The sequence below is a fragment of the Pseudomonas sp. R1-15 genome (assembly GCF_051132085.1).
Lineage (GTDB): Bacteria > Pseudomonadota > Gammaproteobacteria > Pseudomonadales > Pseudomonadaceae > Aquipseudomonas.
Genome location: NZ_CP071660.1, coordinates 4,349,658 through 4,364,005, shown reverse-complemented (window position 1 = coordinate 4,364,005; position 14,348 = coordinate 4,349,658). Strand labels below are relative to the sequence as shown.

The 14,348-nt window shown below is 51.7% G+C and carries 15 protein-coding genes; all 15 read left to right on the top strand.

Annotated elements, in window-relative coordinates:
• Nucleotides 1-246: 246 nt before the first annotated feature.
• The 15 genes from J3P97_RS19680 to J3P97_RS19610 all read left to right on the top strand — a co-directional run bounded on the left by J3P97_RS19680 (nucleotide 247) and on the right by J3P97_RS19610 (nucleotide 14,336).
• Nucleotides 247-726, top strand: a complete 480-nt coding sequence (locus tag J3P97_RS19680; protein ID WP_434572512.1) for a pentapeptide repeat-containing protein — start codon at nucleotides 247-249, stop codon at nucleotides 724-726.
• Nucleotides 727-958: 232 nt separating this feature from the next.
• Nucleotides 959-1,546 (top strand): hypothetical protein, encoded by a 588-nt coding sequence (locus J3P97_RS19675; protein ID WP_434672569.1) that lies wholly within the window; start codon nucleotides 959-961, stop codon nucleotides 1,544-1,546.
• A gap of 436 nt (nucleotides 1,547-1,982) precedes the next feature.
• Nucleotides 1,983-2,315 carry a hypothetical protein gene (locus J3P97_RS19670; RefSeq protein ID WP_434672568.1) on the top strand — a complete coding sequence of 111 codons (333 nt, stop codon included), beginning with the start codon at nucleotides 1,983-1,985 and terminating at the stop codon, nucleotides 2,313-2,315.
• A gap of 456 nt (nucleotides 2,316-2,771) precedes the next feature.
• On the top strand, nucleotides 2,772-3,155 hold the full coding sequence (locus J3P97_RS19665; protein WP_434672567.1) for a DUF6124 family protein: 384 nt from the start codon (nucleotides 2,772-2,774) through the stop codon (nucleotides 3,153-3,155).
• 234 nt (nucleotides 3,156-3,389) lie between these two features.
• Entirely contained in the window at nucleotides 3,390-5,978 is a 2,589-nt protein-coding gene (locus J3P97_RS19660) for a hemagglutinin repeat-containing protein (RefSeq protein WP_434672566.1), read from the top strand.
• Nucleotides 5,979-6,032: 54 nt separating this feature from the next.
• Nucleotides 6,033-7,946: a DUF637 domain-containing protein gene (locus J3P97_RS19655; RefSeq protein ID WP_434672565.1), complete on the top strand. Its 1,914-nt coding sequence runs from the start codon at nucleotides 6,033-6,035 to the stop codon at nucleotides 7,944-7,946.
• Between the two features lie 17 nt (nucleotides 7,947-7,963).
• The gene (locus J3P97_RS19650; protein ID WP_434656418.1) at nucleotides 7,964-8,332 is read left to right on the top strand and encodes a hypothetical protein; all 369 of its coding nucleotides are present in this window, start codon (nucleotides 7,964-7,966) and stop codon (nucleotides 8,330-8,332) included.
• Between the two features lie 293 nt (nucleotides 8,333-8,625).
• Nucleotides 8,626-9,108: a DUF6985 domain-containing protein gene (locus J3P97_RS19645; RefSeq protein WP_434672564.1), complete on the top strand. Its 483-nt coding sequence runs from the start codon at nucleotides 8,626-8,628 to the stop codon at nucleotides 9,106-9,108.
• A gap of 280 nt (nucleotides 9,109-9,388) precedes the next feature.
• Nucleotides 9,389-9,778 (top strand): contact-dependent growth inhibition system immunity protein, encoded by a 390-nt coding sequence (locus tag J3P97_RS19640; RefSeq protein ID WP_434672563.1) that lies wholly within the window; start codon nucleotides 9,389-9,391, stop codon nucleotides 9,776-9,778.
• Nucleotides 9,779-10,033: 255 nt separating this feature from the next.
• The gene (locus J3P97_RS19635; protein WP_434674575.1) at nucleotides 10,034-10,228 is read left to right on the top strand and encodes an EndoU domain-containing protein; all 195 of its coding nucleotides are present in this window, start codon (nucleotides 10,034-10,036) and stop codon (nucleotides 10,226-10,228) included.
• Nucleotides 10,229-10,237: 9 nt separating this feature from the next.
• The gene (locus J3P97_RS19630; protein WP_434672562.1) at nucleotides 10,238-10,624 is read left to right on the top strand and encodes a hypothetical protein; all 387 of its coding nucleotides are present in this window, start codon (nucleotides 10,238-10,240) and stop codon (nucleotides 10,622-10,624) included.
• 168 nt (nucleotides 10,625-10,792) lie between these two features.
• On the top strand, nucleotides 10,793-11,482 hold the full coding sequence (locus J3P97_RS19625) for a hypothetical protein (RefSeq protein WP_434672561.1): 690 nt from the start codon (nucleotides 10,793-10,795) through the stop codon (nucleotides 11,480-11,482).
• 80 nt (nucleotides 11,483-11,562) lie between these two features.
• Nucleotides 11,563-11,889, top strand: a complete 327-nt coding sequence (locus J3P97_RS19620; protein ID WP_434672560.1) for a hypothetical protein — start codon at nucleotides 11,563-11,565, stop codon at nucleotides 11,887-11,889.
• 534 nt (nucleotides 11,890-12,423) lie between these two features.
• The gene (locus tag J3P97_RS19615; protein WP_434672559.1) at nucleotides 12,424-12,609 is read left to right on the top strand and encodes a hypothetical protein; all 186 of its coding nucleotides are present in this window, start codon (nucleotides 12,424-12,426) and stop codon (nucleotides 12,607-12,609) included.
• 92 nt (nucleotides 12,610-12,701) lie between these two features.
• On the top strand, nucleotides 12,702-14,336 hold the full coding sequence (locus tag J3P97_RS19610; RefSeq protein WP_434672558.1) for a DUF637 domain-containing protein: 1,635 nt from the start codon (nucleotides 12,702-12,704) through the stop codon (nucleotides 14,334-14,336).
• Nucleotides 14,337-14,348 lie beyond the last annotated feature (12 nt).

Sequence of the window (14,348 nt, the reverse complement as noted above, 5' to 3'; positions counted from 1 at the left end):
AAGTACAGAAAGGGGACGGATTTATTTTTCTTTGACCCGCGCAGCGCTGAGCAAAAGGGAACGGATTTATTTCGAGGAAAATGGTGGGTATTTCCCTCTGGCGACCAGCAGAGATGCTCCGCATCCTGAACCTGATTTGCAGTGAAGGAAAATAAATCCGTCCCACTTTTCTTTAGCGCCAAGCAAAATCGGTCAAACTAGACCGGTAACGGCCGTGAAAGTTGATCCGGTAGATTGGGGGAATAGATGATAGTTATTCATTTTGAAACCGGTGAGGAGTTAGAGTTGCCCTTGGAGTGTTTGGCAGGCTCGAACCTCAGAGGATTGGAGCTTCATCGTGCGGTTTTTGATAGTCTAGATCTCATAAAGACTGACTTTTCAGGCGCGAATTTGCGAAATGCGTCCTTTAATAATTCGTTATTAAATGGAGTGGTCATGCGTGGTGCTGCACTGATGAATGCCGCTTTAATTGGTGCGCAGATAAAAGCAGCAGATCTTTCGGGTGTTATGGCAGTTGGAGCCGATTTTTCCGAGGCTGACCTTTCAATGTCTAATCTGAAAGATTCGGATGTTGGTGGTGCTAGTTTTATCAAGGCGAATTTGTGTGGCGTTAATTTTGGCGTTAGGAGAATGGATGGTGCTATTTTTTTTGAAGCCATATTTAATGAAGAGACAGTTTGGCCTGAAGGCTTTGATCCTATAGGGGGAGGCGCAATAAAAGTATAGCGGAAACTTCCATGGGTGTAGATGTCAGGGATCCCTCAGGGTCTGTCCCCGTTATTCCCCTTATTCCATATGGAAAAATTCCCAGTGCATCTGACTTGGAATCGCTGGGGTTACGAGTAGTGCAGGATTCGAATCTAGACTCAAGATTTGCTGGTCAAATATTTCTTCGTACGGGTAGGAGTGTTATTACGGATCTTCGCAGTATGAGAACAATTGTGCTGGAGAAAGTCAGATGATTATTAATATTGACTTTGATGTGCTCAATACTTTTGACTGTACCTACGGGGAATTTGAAGAGGAGGCGGGTAAGGTCAAGGTTTTCGTAAAGGGCGGCTTAGCATTGCCATATGGAAAGCTTACGAGCGTAGGGAACAAGATTTATTTTGGTAAGTGTGCGAAGGAAAATAGTGAGAATGTTGAACGGCTATTTCCTAGATATTACATTTATGATCCCTCACGAAATGCTGAATATGTCGAGTGGGGTTTGTGTGACGGGGGATTGAAAGCACGCACTGGCACTGGCGAATGGACTTACTATGAAGGTGAGTCCAGTGGCTTGTATGCGATGCACGAGTATGTTGGTGGTTGTTGGTTTGTGTTTGATGAGGTTGTTTTTTATAGGAGAACTGTTGATACATATACGCCCGATCGTCAAGGTTCTTCGGGGGAAAGAAGTGTGCAGTTGTCTGGCGAATCCTATTTTGCTAATCAGCTCACAAAAGATTTTATTTTAGAGGGTGTGCTTGATGTTTTTCCTGGTCCTGGATGGATGTCTTGGATGGTTCGCGCAAAAACATTCTATATAGAGATTCGTCAGTAAATAACTGGGAAAGGGGAGCGTGGGAAAAGGGGGCAGACTTGAATGGCACTTAGTTAACCCTCTTCGGGTGTCCATTTTACTGCTCTCGGCCGTTGCTGATCGATGTGTTTTTGCCTGCTAATCATGAACTGTGCGATTCGATGGTGGAAATGCAAAAAACTGGAATGGCTCGTCGGTCAACTATGAGTCCCCTAATCATATGCATGGAATGTTTATGTATAAGTTTTCCCTTATGGTCTTAAGCTGATCCTGACCTTGCCCGGCTGTAAATCCAACGTCAGAGACTCCTCCCCCTCGCTGCTCAACAACGGCATCCAGTTCCAGCAAAACAAAGTGACCGTCGATGCACAGCACGCCAAGGTCATTATGAAAGCGTCCGGTGCCACCTTATCCGGTGGAGTTTTCCATCAGGCGCGCGGCGGATCCTGATCAGCGTATGGATGTGCAGGGAACCGTAGTGGATACCGGTCGGGGCAAGGTGTTCGGGTGGATTGCCAAGGTCAACGAGACGGTGCACAGCGCAATCTTGAAGCACTTTCAGCAGTTGGAAGTTCAGGCTGACATTGATCAGCCCTTCGAGGTGTCAGGCTTCGCCAGTGGCGGGAGCATTGGTAATGGTTACCGCTGTGGTCCGGTCCGGAGCATTTTTACGCCGGAGCGGAGTAAGGTTTATCTGGTGGAATTCCAGTTTGTGAGCAGTCGGTGCGAGCAGCATGTGTTTGATGTCTCGCAGCCACAGGAGCGTGTTCCTGTGGCGAGCTTGCCTTAGTGCCTGAATGGGGCGAAGTTGCTGATGCCGGATTGGGGGGGCTGGTTTTGGGGCTGCTGCGCAACCCAGCGGGAGCGAGCTCCCTCGCCACGGGGATGGTGTCGGGCTGTCAGGTGGCATGCGTCCTTCGAGAATGTAGGAACGTTCGGCCCTACATAAGGAAATGTCCGACGTGTTTTTAAGGTTGTCGATCGGAAGCGCGGTCTCTAACCTTTCAACGTCGCTGCCAAATCAGCGACCGGGTGTGGAAACCTGAATTTAGTAGTGGCATGGCTGAACATCGTGTTGCCGACGTCCCGTTTCGTCTGCAAACTGCGTCTTGGCGGCTGTGCGTGGGCAGACTTCGGTCTGGCCGGGTCCTGCTAACCGGTATTTCCACCCCGCGTACCGCTGCCACCTAATGCTGTGTGGAAACGACAAAGGGATGGCTCCAATTTTTAAGCAGGAGCATTGAATATGGATAAGCCAGTCCCCGACCCACCCTTCAACAAACTCAATCCGCTTGCCGGCTTCGATTCCATCGAAGAACTGCTGAAAGACCGCGCCGCCGCCGAGCGAGTCCTCGATCATTACCTCAACCCGAAACCTCCTGAGACAAGTACCGATCCACGCATTGACAGCCTGTTTTCGGTTACGGCGGATGCCGATGCCGACACGCTGTTGAGCAGTACCTCGGAAACCCTGGCCTCAATCAAAGCCATGGCCGAGGATCTGGCTTTTGAAGTGGAGGGCACGCGGCGCAGCGTGGCGCTGGGGATTCATCAGTTGGTGGAGTTGTGCCAGTTGCTGGTGGACAAGGCGCTGGATCAGCTTGAAGCTCAGGCCAGCCCGGCACCTTAGTTATGATCGTTCCCACGCTCTGCGTCACTAGTGTCCGGTAAAAAACCAAGGGGGAGCTTGCTCCCCCTTGCTGTGCCTGCTTCGTAAGCAATAATCAGGTTTTCAGACTCGATTTTCGCCCATGTTCAGCAGCACTCGATTTGCGCAAATGCTTCCATCGGTAAAAGGGCAAAAAAGGGACGTGGTAAAAGGGGACGGATTGTCCGGCGGAGATGCTCCGCATCGTGATCCTGATTGTCCGGCGACAGCACCACCATCATTGCCTCAACCTCACTGAACAACAGCGTACAAACGGTCAACGCGCCAATTCTCACCAGCGACAGCAAGGTCGACGACACCGGCACGCTGCGGGCAACCACGCCGTTCATTGTTCATCTCAACAGCCAGCTTCCACCTGACCTGGCCCAGCAACGGGTCGACCCGCTGGCTTTGCCGGGCTTTGTCATGCCCCAAGGCCAGAATGGCCTGTTCCGCTTGAGCGGGCAGGGCAGCAGCAGCGCGCCGGCCTCTCAGGCGCCGGTGGTGCCATCCACCTGGACGATAGGCGGTGCCAGCGTGAGCGCCTCGGACCGGACCACCGGTATACCGGCCCTCACCGGGCGCAACCTTCAGATTGCTGACGTCGGGCAGGTTTCGGCGGCCGATCGGCAGTTGCAATTACTGGCTCGCGAAGGTGCTGACATTACCGTCGGCGCCTCAACCATCCAGACCGCAATCCCGACGGACCCGGTTACAGGCATGCCCCAGTTGCCTGGACATACCCACGAAGGCACCGGCATCGGAGGCGCTGGTGCGACTGATGTTTCGGTGGCAATTCCCAAGCCTGTTACCAGCCAGACGGTGGCGCGCGTGGCAGCCCTGCCCAATGCGACAGTCACCTCCAACCCGCACAAATACCTGATCGAAACCAACCCGGCGCTCACCGAGCTCAAGCAATTCATGAGCTCGGACTACCTGCTGCAGAGCCTCGGCTACGACCCCGACCAGAGCGCCAAGCGTCTGGGCGACGGCCTCTATGAACAGCGCCTGGTGCAGCAAGCCGTCATCGCCCGCACCGGCCAACGCTTCCTCGAAGGCCAGACCTCCAACGAGGGCATGTTCAAGTACCTGATGAACAACGCCCTCGCCAGCAAGCAGGAGCTCGACCTGTCCGTGGGCGTCAGCCTCACCTCCGAACAAGTCGCCGCCCTGACCCACGACATCGTCTGGATGGAAAACGTCGAGGTCAACGGCGAGCAAGTCCTCACGCCAGTCCTGTACCTGGCCAACGCCAACAACCGCCTGGCCGCCAACGGCGCGCTGATCCAGGGCCAGGACGTGACCCTGATCGCCGGCAAGGACCTGAGCAACGCCGGCACCCTGCGCGCCAGCAATAACCTCTCGGCCACCGCCGCCAACGACCTGACCAACAGCGGCCTGATGGAGGCCGGCAACCGCCTCGACCTGCTGGCCGGCAACGACCTGACCAACAAGGCCGGCGGCATCATCGCCGGGCGCGACGTGTCGCTCACCACGGCGCGGGGCGACGTGGTCAACGAACGCACGGTGACCAACTACGACGACAAAAACGGCGCCTGGTCATGGTCGATGGGTTTTGCCGACAGCGCCGCCCGGATCGAGGCCGGCAACAACCTGAGCATCGACGCCGGACGCGACTTCAACACCATCGGCAGCGTCGTGCGCAGCGGCAACGACCTGACCCTCGAAGCCGGCCGCGACGTCAACATCGTCTCGGCGCAGAAGGCCGACCGCATCACCGACCACGGCGATCACGATGACTCGGCGATCAAACAGCTCGCTTCCGAAGTGACGGCAGGCCGGGACCTGGATGTCACGGCCGGTCGCAACTTGACAGCCATCGCCAGCGAACTCGAAGCCAAGCGCGACGTGGGCATGAGCGCCGGCGGCGACATGACCCTGGCGTCGGCGGCGGATGAAGTGCATTCGTACAACAAAGGCTCAAGCGTCACCCGCAAGGAAGACCACGTCAGCCAGGTCGCCACCACCGTGAAAGCCGGCGGCGACGTCGTGCTGGGCGCCGGCAACGACATGACCCTGATCGCCAGCCGCATCAGCGCCGCGAATGAAGCGTATCTGGTGGCGCAGAACAAACTGCAACTGCTGGCCGCACAGAACTCCGACTACACGCTGTATGACATGGAGAAGAAGGGCGGTTGGGGGAGTAAGAAGACTCAGCGCGATGAAGTGACGGATGTGAAAAACATCGGGAGCGAGATCAGCGCTGGGGGGGATTTGACGTTGGTCAGTGGGGGGGATCAGCGGTATCAGGTGGCGAAACTGGAGAGTGGTGGGGATATTTCGCTCGACAGTGGTGGTTCGATTACTTTCGAAGCTTTGAAGGATTTGCACAAAGAAGACCATGCAAAAAGCAAAGGCAGCATGGCCTGGAGTTCAATGTCGGGTAAAGGCAGTACCGACGAAACCCTGCGTCAGACCCAGATGGTTGCTGCTGGTGCTATCGCAATCAAAGCTGTCGATGGGCTGAACATTGATATTAAGCAGGTCAGCCAAGAGAGCGTGCACCAATCGATCAAAGCCATGATCGATGCGGACCCGCAACTGGCATGGTTGGCCGAAGCCGAGAAACGCGGCGACGTGGATTGGCGCAAGGTCAAGGAGGTTCACGACTCTTACAAATACAGCCACTCCGGGATGGGGCCGGCTGTGCAGATGATCATCGCTATTCTCGTGGTTTACTTCACTGCAGGCGCGGCCAGTGGCTTGATTGGCACCATGGCCGGGAGTTCTGCAGCAGCTGGTTCAGGTGCAGCCTTGGCCGCAGCCGGAACAGCTACCACATGAGCTGTGGCCGGCGGCGCATTGGCTGGCTCAACAGTGGCCGCAGGTTGGGCCAACGTGGCGCTCACCGCTATCGCAACCGGCGCCGCGAGCAACGCCACCATCAGCTTTATCAATAACGGTGGCAACCTGGGAGCGGTGTTCGAGGACGTAACTTCTTCGGACGCCTTGCGCGGTTACGTGGTGTCGGGGGTAACGGCGGGTCTGACAGCCAGCATCTTCGACAAGATGACCGGTACCACCACCACGGTGGAGGGCGTCTTGCCTAACGCCGGCAAGGTAATTGCGCAAGGCGGTTTAGGGAGCTTGGAAGGAATTGGCCGATTTGGTGCCAACCAACTGCTGCAGAACGGTACGTCAACTTTGCTGGACCGGGCGCTCGGTGGTAATAGCCAGTTCGACGATGCCCTGCGTAGCAGTTTGGCGAATACCTTTGCTGCGGCGGGATTCAATCTGGTAGGGGATCTTGGTAAAGGGTTCGATTTAAAGGAAGGCGGTCTAGCTAAGGTTGGTTTGCATGCAGTAATGGGCGGTCTCGCAGCAGAGGTAGCTGGAGGTGATTTCAAGACTGGCGCACTGGCTGCCGGCTTGAACGAGGCTCTGGTTGATACTCTGGCCAAGCAATACGACGCCATGCAGCCTGACCAGAAGCAAAGATTGTGGGTGATGAACTCTCAGTTGATCGGCGTACTTGCGGCCGCAGCAGGCGGTGGTGATGCGGCAGACTTGCAAACCGGTTCATGGGCTGCGCAGAACAGTACGCAATACAACCGTCAACTGCACCCGGACGAAATCGAATTTGCCAGCGATAAAGAGCGAGTAAAGCGATACGCTGCGCAGAACGGCTTAACCGAAGAGAAGGCACAGCAGGAACTGCTGCGTACTGCTGCCGCCATGGTGGACCGTGGTTGGGACAGTGTGCTGACGGAAGGTAAGACGGCGAGAGCAGCAGATTATCTTCGAGTGGAGTTGAACCAGTACAAGAGCGACACGCTGTTCAAGGTGTCGTTGGCCGATTACAACAATGAGCGTGTTGGCCTGGTCGAGTTGTTTAAAGACAAAACCGCACTCGATAAAATGCTCAAGAACGTTGCATTGGTTGATCCGCTAGACTACCGGACCGATGCACGTTACATGCGTGAAGTGCTTGACGCCAAGGGACGAGGTAGCCAGGAAGGTTTTGCCTTGGCGGTGGAAGGCATGGCAAGCGGTCCGTCGAAGGCGGCGCTTTGGGCAATGGGAGCGGCCAACTGTCCTAGCTGTGCGGCGGCTGATGTGCAGGAGGCTTGGAACGCAGTCTTGAGTATTCCGGAGGAGCTTCGGCTGAAAGGGTACTTGGACAACTTGCATATTATGCAGGGTGGCGGTGCTGCGGTCCTACAGTCGAATGAGGCGTCCAGCACTGCTATAGGCGTTGGTATTGGGGTTGCGCTGGAAGGTGGGCTTTCTGGATTAACAACCGGGAAGACACCTGTAGGTATTGTGGGGCAAGGGCCTAAACCCGTATTGGTGTATCTCGATAACAACAGTTCTCCAGATATTCGTAATCGGCTAATAGGAGCAGTTCAGGATGTCCGGCAGGATTTACCTGACAGAGGTAATGTTGCTTTTGCAGAAATCAACATACCTGCCCTATCCAGTGAACAATTGCTGATGAAGTCTTTTAGCGGGTACGATCAGCGTGTCGACGATTTTCTACCAAAGCCAAATGGAAGCTTAGATAGTTGGGTTCTGAAGCCGGATAGCGCAACTTCAAAATATATAGGTGGGCCGGGTGCATACTTGAGAGATGCGGATACTGAATTTAAGATCTTGGAAACAGTTGCGCAGAGGCTTGGTCAGAATACTAGCGCAACAGGGCGCATAAACTTGCTCTCTGAAAAAGCAGTTTGTCCTAGCTGTACAGGGGTGATCTTACAATTTAGGGAGCTTTATCCAAATATCCAGTTGAATGTATTTACGCGTGATTGAGTTTTATTGGAGGTCCTTTGAGTTATTCCGACATGTTGTATGAGATGCAGGTTTCGTATAGTGAAGCTACTCATAATAAAGGTCTTACAATCTATCAGGCCTTTGCTTACGCTTACGATGAGATGGATGCGTTTTTGCATTCCAAAGCGCACCGGGTAAGGGTTCAGGCCCTCACCGCTTTATTTTTCGTGGCAATAATGGGGGGGGTGAAGTTTGCTAGGAATGATCCTTTCACAGATGATGTTTTTGAAGAGCTCAGCGGTGCGTACTCTAAGCTGCCTGAGTTTGGGTTGGGTAGCAGTAGTGATGAAGACGAAAAGCTAATGCTTGAACATATACGCTTAGTCGCTAGCTATACTGGTGTCATTGATGCTTCAGGTGTCTAAAAGTGCATAGAGATACTAAGTATCTCCATGTGATCTCGTTTTACGGAAAAGGACCGATAAAGGGAGCGTATTGTTTATGGACAGAAAAGGGGACAGATTTATTTCTGAGCCTGTGGTGATGCGGAGTGATCAGGCCTTGGTTGATTGTGTAGGGGCAAAGCTGATCGGAAAATAAATCTGTCCCCTTTTTTTGCTTTTATTCATACTGGGAAGGTTGGTTCGATGGATTTTGGTGTAAAGTACGGCCATTTAGGTGGAGTTGCCGAGAGGGCCTTGTTGGAGGCGCTTAAGAAATGAATGCTGTTTTAGATAAAGATTTTGGTAAGTTATATTTTGATGGGGCTTGGAAAGGGCTATGTGAAATAGTTATTTTTGGGAGTCGCTGTGAGGTGGAGCTTGTTGTTCAAACTTTTGATGCTGCTCCAATATCAGAAAGTCAGCGGCTTGCGTTTCGCGAGTTCAATTTAAATAAAATCTCGATTTCCTTATTAGTCGAAGATGCTGTCTTTAATTATTACCTCAATAGGCTTGAAGAGTACAGAGAAAGCTTCGGTGCTGCTGAAGTTGGTGCCAATGCACCTAAGGTCTATGCAGTTGATGACATGCAGGATTTGGTTTCTTTGAAACGTATTAAAGTGATGTCTGCGTTTGATGCGGAGGCGCGTCAGATTGGTTTCATATTTGATGCCAAATTTGACCCGCAGCTTGGTCTAGGGGTCTTGGTCACTAATTGCTCCGTAGAAGCTGTAGATACGCAAGATATTTTGTTGGGGTGACAAAGAAAAGAGAGAAAAGGAGGAAATTTATCTGACTAGAAAAAAAGGGGGCGGATTTATTTTTCTCGTGACTAACGGAATGCTTCACATCTCGATCTGATTTGCAGTATGGGGAAATAAATCTGCGAAAAAGGGGGACAGATTTATTTCTCTGATTGTCGGCGGAGTGCTCCGCATCGTGATCCTGATTCGCAGTGGGTGAAATAAATCTGTCCCTTTTTTACCAGCGAGCGGTCGATACTATCGATCTTATTGGGTCAGCTTTAAATGGTGTCGGGATATGACGTTTCGTGAGTTGGAAAGACTTACTCAAATTGGTTGTCTACCAGAAGACAGCCCTTCGTCTTTGACCGAGTGGTATCTTTTGGTATGCGATACTCCACTAGATCTCTTAAGTATAGGAGATGTATGTCGCGCAATTAGGCAAAATCTTTCTGTTAATGAACTGTTGCCCTTTGCTGTGATATTGCTACATGATGATGTGTTGGCAGGAGAGAGATACGACGGCGAGCTGCTTGCAGCTCTTGCAAATGTGAGTGCAGAGTGTTGGCAGGGAAATACAAGATTGGCGCAAAAGGCCGCTTGCGCTTTGGCCGAAGTGAAGAATTTAAGCCAAGATCCCGAACTGTTAAAGGATGCTTCAATTCTAATGAGAACACTTGGCGTTTAAGTGGTTTGTAAGTTGGTGCAAAGGGCGCAGCTGAACTTAATGCACAAGCCTCACTTTCTGTAAGCAAAGTTACTGCTGCCTCGATTTTGATGGCCATATCCTCAACGCTGAAGTGAAGCCAAATGGTAATGTCGCTGGCGGACATTGAACTGCGTCAGGGGGGCAAGTGACTCCAGGTACGGCCTCGACACCGAATGCGCAAAGTGTGTATAGCGCTAGAATTCAGGTGGTAGATCCAGTCAATCCAGGACGGTTCTGCCTAAGACGAACAACGGCGGTATATCTACATTATTTCCCGATTCCTGGTCCGCTGATCGTATAAAAGTTGAAGTGGATGGTGCCCCCCAGAACAGAACAGTTGTAGGTAACAAATGGACCGGGACGACCCCTAGTGGTGTGCAGGTCGAGGGGTATATCAGCCCCAAAGCTACCGTTTATCCAAAATTTTAGGCGCATGCAATGAAGCTGCTTTTTTCATGGGAAAGATCGGCTGGAAGTCTTTCGCCGAGCTGTAGTTCAAGCACTGTCAACAAAGAGGGTGTTAGTCCACTTGCCTGCCTCTTAACCGATGATGGTGGGCAAACGTCTTTAGAGGCGGTGTCGTGGTTGAATGAGGGTTTGAATCGGATAAGATTAGTTAAAGAGTCTAAGATTGTTTTTTCAGATTGGAGTCGTGATGCATGGGGAGCTGAATTATCCAAGGATGTAGTAAAAATTTATTCGCTATATGATGAGAATTACTTCGAATTGCTTAATATCGACTCATTTGAAGCGGCTCTATTGGCCTGGTTGAACTTTATTCAGCTGAAGCCAAGAGCTGGAGCAGCACAGGAAATTGAAGTCTGAAGAAAAAAGGGGGCGGATTTATTTTTCGTGTGTTAAGAATAAATCTGCCCCCTTTTTTTTGAGGATATTTTGCTAACCTCTGCGTTAGCGGCTGGAGCTAATAAGGCTCTGGTCCAGATGGTGGGGGATAAGATTTTTCCTGGCGTTGCACATGATCAGGCTCTAGCCATGACATCACAGCTCTTAGGCATGGTCGTTGCCGCTGGGGCTGGTGGTAGCGAGAAAGATCAAGAAGTTGCTGGTTGGGTGACGGGTATAGCCACTGCCAATAACTACTTAGAGCACATTGAAGTCGAGAAGCTTGAAGGCGAACTTATTGGCTGTCGCTACAATCCTGATCCAGCTGTTTGTCGAGAAAACGTAAAAAATAAATTTCAAGTTATTAGCGACAGCAAAACCGGTGCATCTCTCTATAATTGTAAGAAAAATGGTGAGGCGGCATGTGCAGATCAACTTGCTGGCGCTCAGTCCGACTCTGCATCCTTGGACTGGTTAGTTGGTTCTTCCAAGTTAAGTTCTGAAGAGCGGGATATTATTGAACATTTCCAAGATATCAATCACGCCGACGACCGGGTAGCCTACGATCCTTGGAAGCAAACATTTTGGCAGGAGTCTGGTGCTGCGGGTGTTGTGCTACGTGGGGTTGCGGGAGGAATAGGTGCAGCAGATAGAGCTGCAGCAGCGTATGCCTATGCTGAGGGGAAGCTTTCTGTAGAGCTAATAAACTCCACGATGCAGCCATACAAGGCAGGCCAGGTTATTTCCAACGGCGGCCGGGGGGTAACAAAGCATGCGGAGTACTTTGGCTTTGAAATACGGCAGAGTTGCGAAAGGTATATAGAAGTGATGCTCAATTGAATGGGCTTGCAGAAAAGTCTATTAGAGATATTCTACGCGGTGATCAAAACGATGGGAGTGAGTAGGAGGTATCCGGATGGATGGATGACCTATACATTACCGGGCGGAAAGGCAGCGAGTTGGGGGCTGGATGGAAAATTTATCGGCTTTCGTGGAGTGCAATGATGAAGCAGCTAGAGTTTGAAAAGGTAGGTGATATAAATAGTTTTTTTCCTTATTTGTGTGTGTATTTTAAGGGTGAGAGTGAGCCGTTTATGGATATTGGAATATCTGAGAAGGGGGTTATTGAATTTAACTTTTATTCGAGTAAGAAAGATGTGGTTCTAAATATGTATCAGTGGAGCGAGCTATCTGAACGTGCTCAGATTTTTCTAAAAGCTGAATTGCAGAATAAAGAGTTAGAGTAATGAAAAAAGGAAAAAGAGGACAGATTTATTTTTCTCCTGACTAGCACAGTGTTTCACATCTCGATCTTATTTGCAGTGGGTGGAAATAAATCTGTCCTCTTTTTTTTGCAGGGCGTGGTAATGAAGGCTGTTTCTGAAGGAAAACTAGTTGGTCATCAAGGCTCTGGGACAGGACGCCCAATTTATGAGTTAACTATTAATGGGCAGCCGCAGCGAATTGCAGTGACTGTTGGCGACAACGGCTTTGTCGTAGGTGCAAATCCAAGAGGTAGTGTTAAATGAAATATATAAAACTGATGGCGGACTATCAATGTCATCCGCTTTGGAATATGACTCCCGATGAGTATGGAGACATAGATCCTTGCGAGCTTCCTATATCTGAGGAACTACAGCTACGTCTATCAAAATGGGCCTCTATATACAACGAAACACTGGATGTAGATTACCCGCCAAACTCCGGATTCAAGAGTGAGGATTTGGAGCGACAATTCAAATTGGAGGGGGAGCGATTAGCCGAAAGTTTGAGGTGTGAGCTTGGTCCAGATTATTCTATTTTTTTTAAAATTTAAAAAGGGACAGATTTATGTAGACCAGGCAAAGCTTGGTCGCCTGAAAAAAAGAAAAGGGGACAGATTTATTTTCGAGGAAAATGGTGGGCATTTCCCTCTGGCGACCAGCAGAGATGCTCCGCATCCTGAGCCTGATAGTGAAGGAAAATAAATCCGTCCCCTTTTCTGATCAACGCCGTCGATGGCCTCCAAATCGACGTCAAGCAAGTCAATCAGGAAACGGTCAGCCAATCCATCGATGCGATGGTCAAAGCGGATCCGAAACTGGCCTGGCTGAAAGAAGCAGAAGCGCGGGGTGACGTCGACTGGCGGCAAGTGAAGGAGATTCACGAGTCGTTCAAGTACAGCAATTCCGGGCTGGGGCCTGCTTCGCAACTCATTATTGCCATTTTGATGTCGGTCGTCATGGGGCCGGCAGGGCTGGGCATAGTGAGTGCTAGTGCCGGCGGCGTCGTTGCTACCAGTCTGGCGACTACAGCGGTGACCAGCACTATCAACAACAAAGGCGACCTGGGTGCTGCGCTTAAGGAAACGTTTAGTTCGGATAGCCTGAAGGGGGCTGCTATAGCCGGGGTCACCGCTGGCGTACTTAATTACGCAGACGCCAATTGGTTCGCCGCTACATCGCAAGGTCAAGAATTCGCCAACCTGCTGACCAGTACTAATTTCACTGATATCGCTATCCGGGCGGGGGGCCGGGCGGTGCTCTCTAGCGGTATCTCAACCGCAATCGGTGGCGGCAGTTTTGGCGACAATCTGGGTTCGGCACTGTTGGGGGAGGCCGGCAGTGTGGCGATGGCCACTGGGTTCAAATGGGTTGGCGATACCATCAAGTTCCCCGATGGCGGCCTTCAGAAAATCGTTGCACACGCGATCATGGGAGGGTTGCTGGCTGAGCTAACGGGGAGTGATTTCAAGACAGGGGCGGTGGCCGCTGGTTTGAATGAAGCGCTCATTCCCGGCATGACCAAAATTGCAAACGGGAACGAGGAGCTGCAAGTTGCGCTATCGCAGCTGACGGGGTTGTTGGCGGCAGCCGCGGTCGGAGGCGATCTGGATACAGGCTCCAAGATCGCCGAGAACGCGACTACCTTCAACTATCTGTTTCACGCGGAGCTGGTCGAAAGAGAACAGAAGCTAAACACCTGCGCCTCCCCTGCGGAGTGCCAAGCTGTCAGGGACCATTACAACAACCTCGACGCCAGTCGAAACGAAAAGTTCGGCCAGTACTGCAAGCTTAACCCGGCGGATTGCTTGCAAGTGACCAAGCAGCTGGTGGCTGAGATTCCGGCCAATGAGAAGTTGCTGCATGATGGCAGAAGCGCCGGGCTCGATCGTTCGGCAGCAATTTGGGAGATCGCTCGGAGCAACGAGCGAGCCATCAACACCGGCATCATTGAGAAGACGCGCACCGATAAAGGCGACGCTGCTGCGTGGCTGGCGGAGCTTGCTTCGGATGGACTGAGTCAGGATCGGGGGCTGTTCTCGTCGACTGCTGGGGGGAAGGGTGGTACAACCGGGATTAAGGTTGGGGTTGTAGGAAGCGATGCTGCGAAGGGCGGAGCAAAGACACCACAAACCCTTGAGCAAATAACTAATCCTCCTCAAGGGCCAGTAATTCCATCTGGCTGGGTCAGTCGTCCGGGGAAAAATGGTGGAGAAATATATTACCCTTCCGGGACCGATCCTGCGAAAGGGGAGCACATTCGAGTCATGCCTCCTGGCTCATCGCCTGTGCCTGGATATGAGAACGGATACTGGCGTTGGCAAAACGCCGGCAAACAACCAATGAACCCCGCGACGGGAAAACCTGGTAAAGGTCAGGGCGACACACATGTTCCGCTCCCTTCCAACACTTTACCGCCGGTTCGTCGTTGAAATTACCTGTTT

What these genes read in the sequence shown, in the direction of transcription:
- J3P97_RS19680 (WP_434572512.1), top strand. Translation starts at nt 247, where the DNA reads ATGATAGTTATTCATTTTGAAACCGGTGAGGAGTTAGAGTTGCCCTTG.
- J3P97_RS19675 (WP_434672569.1), top strand. Translation starts at nt 959, where the DNA reads ATGATTATTAATATTGACTTTGATGTGCTCAATACTTTTGACTGTACC.
- J3P97_RS19670 (WP_434672568.1), top strand. Translation starts at nt 1,983, where the DNA reads ATGGATGTGCAGGGAACCGTAGTGGATACCGGTCGGGGCAAGGTGTTC.
- J3P97_RS19665 (WP_434672567.1), top strand. Translation starts at nt 2,772, where the DNA reads ATGGATAAGCCAGTCCCCGACCCACCCTTCAACAAACTCAATCCGCTT.
- J3P97_RS19645 (WP_434672564.1), top strand. Translation starts at nt 8,626, where the DNA reads ATGAATGCTGTTTTAGATAAAGATTTTGGTAAGTTATATTTTGATGGG.
- J3P97_RS19640 (WP_434672563.1), top strand. Translation starts at nt 9,389, where the DNA reads ATGACGTTTCGTGAGTTGGAAAGACTTACTCAAATTGGTTGTCTACCA.
- J3P97_RS19630 (WP_434672562.1), top strand. Translation starts at nt 10,238, where the DNA reads ATGAAGCTGCTTTTTTCATGGGAAAGATCGGCTGGAAGTCTTTCGCCG.
- J3P97_RS19625 (WP_434672561.1), top strand. Translation starts at nt 10,793, where the DNA reads ATGACATCACAGCTCTTAGGCATGGTCGTTGCCGCTGGGGCTGGTGGT.
- J3P97_RS19620 (WP_434672560.1), top strand. Translation starts at nt 11,563, where the DNA reads ATGGATGACCTATACATTACCGGGCGGAAAGGCAGCGAGTTGGGGGCT.
- J3P97_RS19610 (WP_434672558.1), top strand. Translation starts at nt 12,702, where the DNA reads ATGGTCAAAGCGGATCCGAAACTGGCCTGGCTGAAAGAAGCAGAAGCG.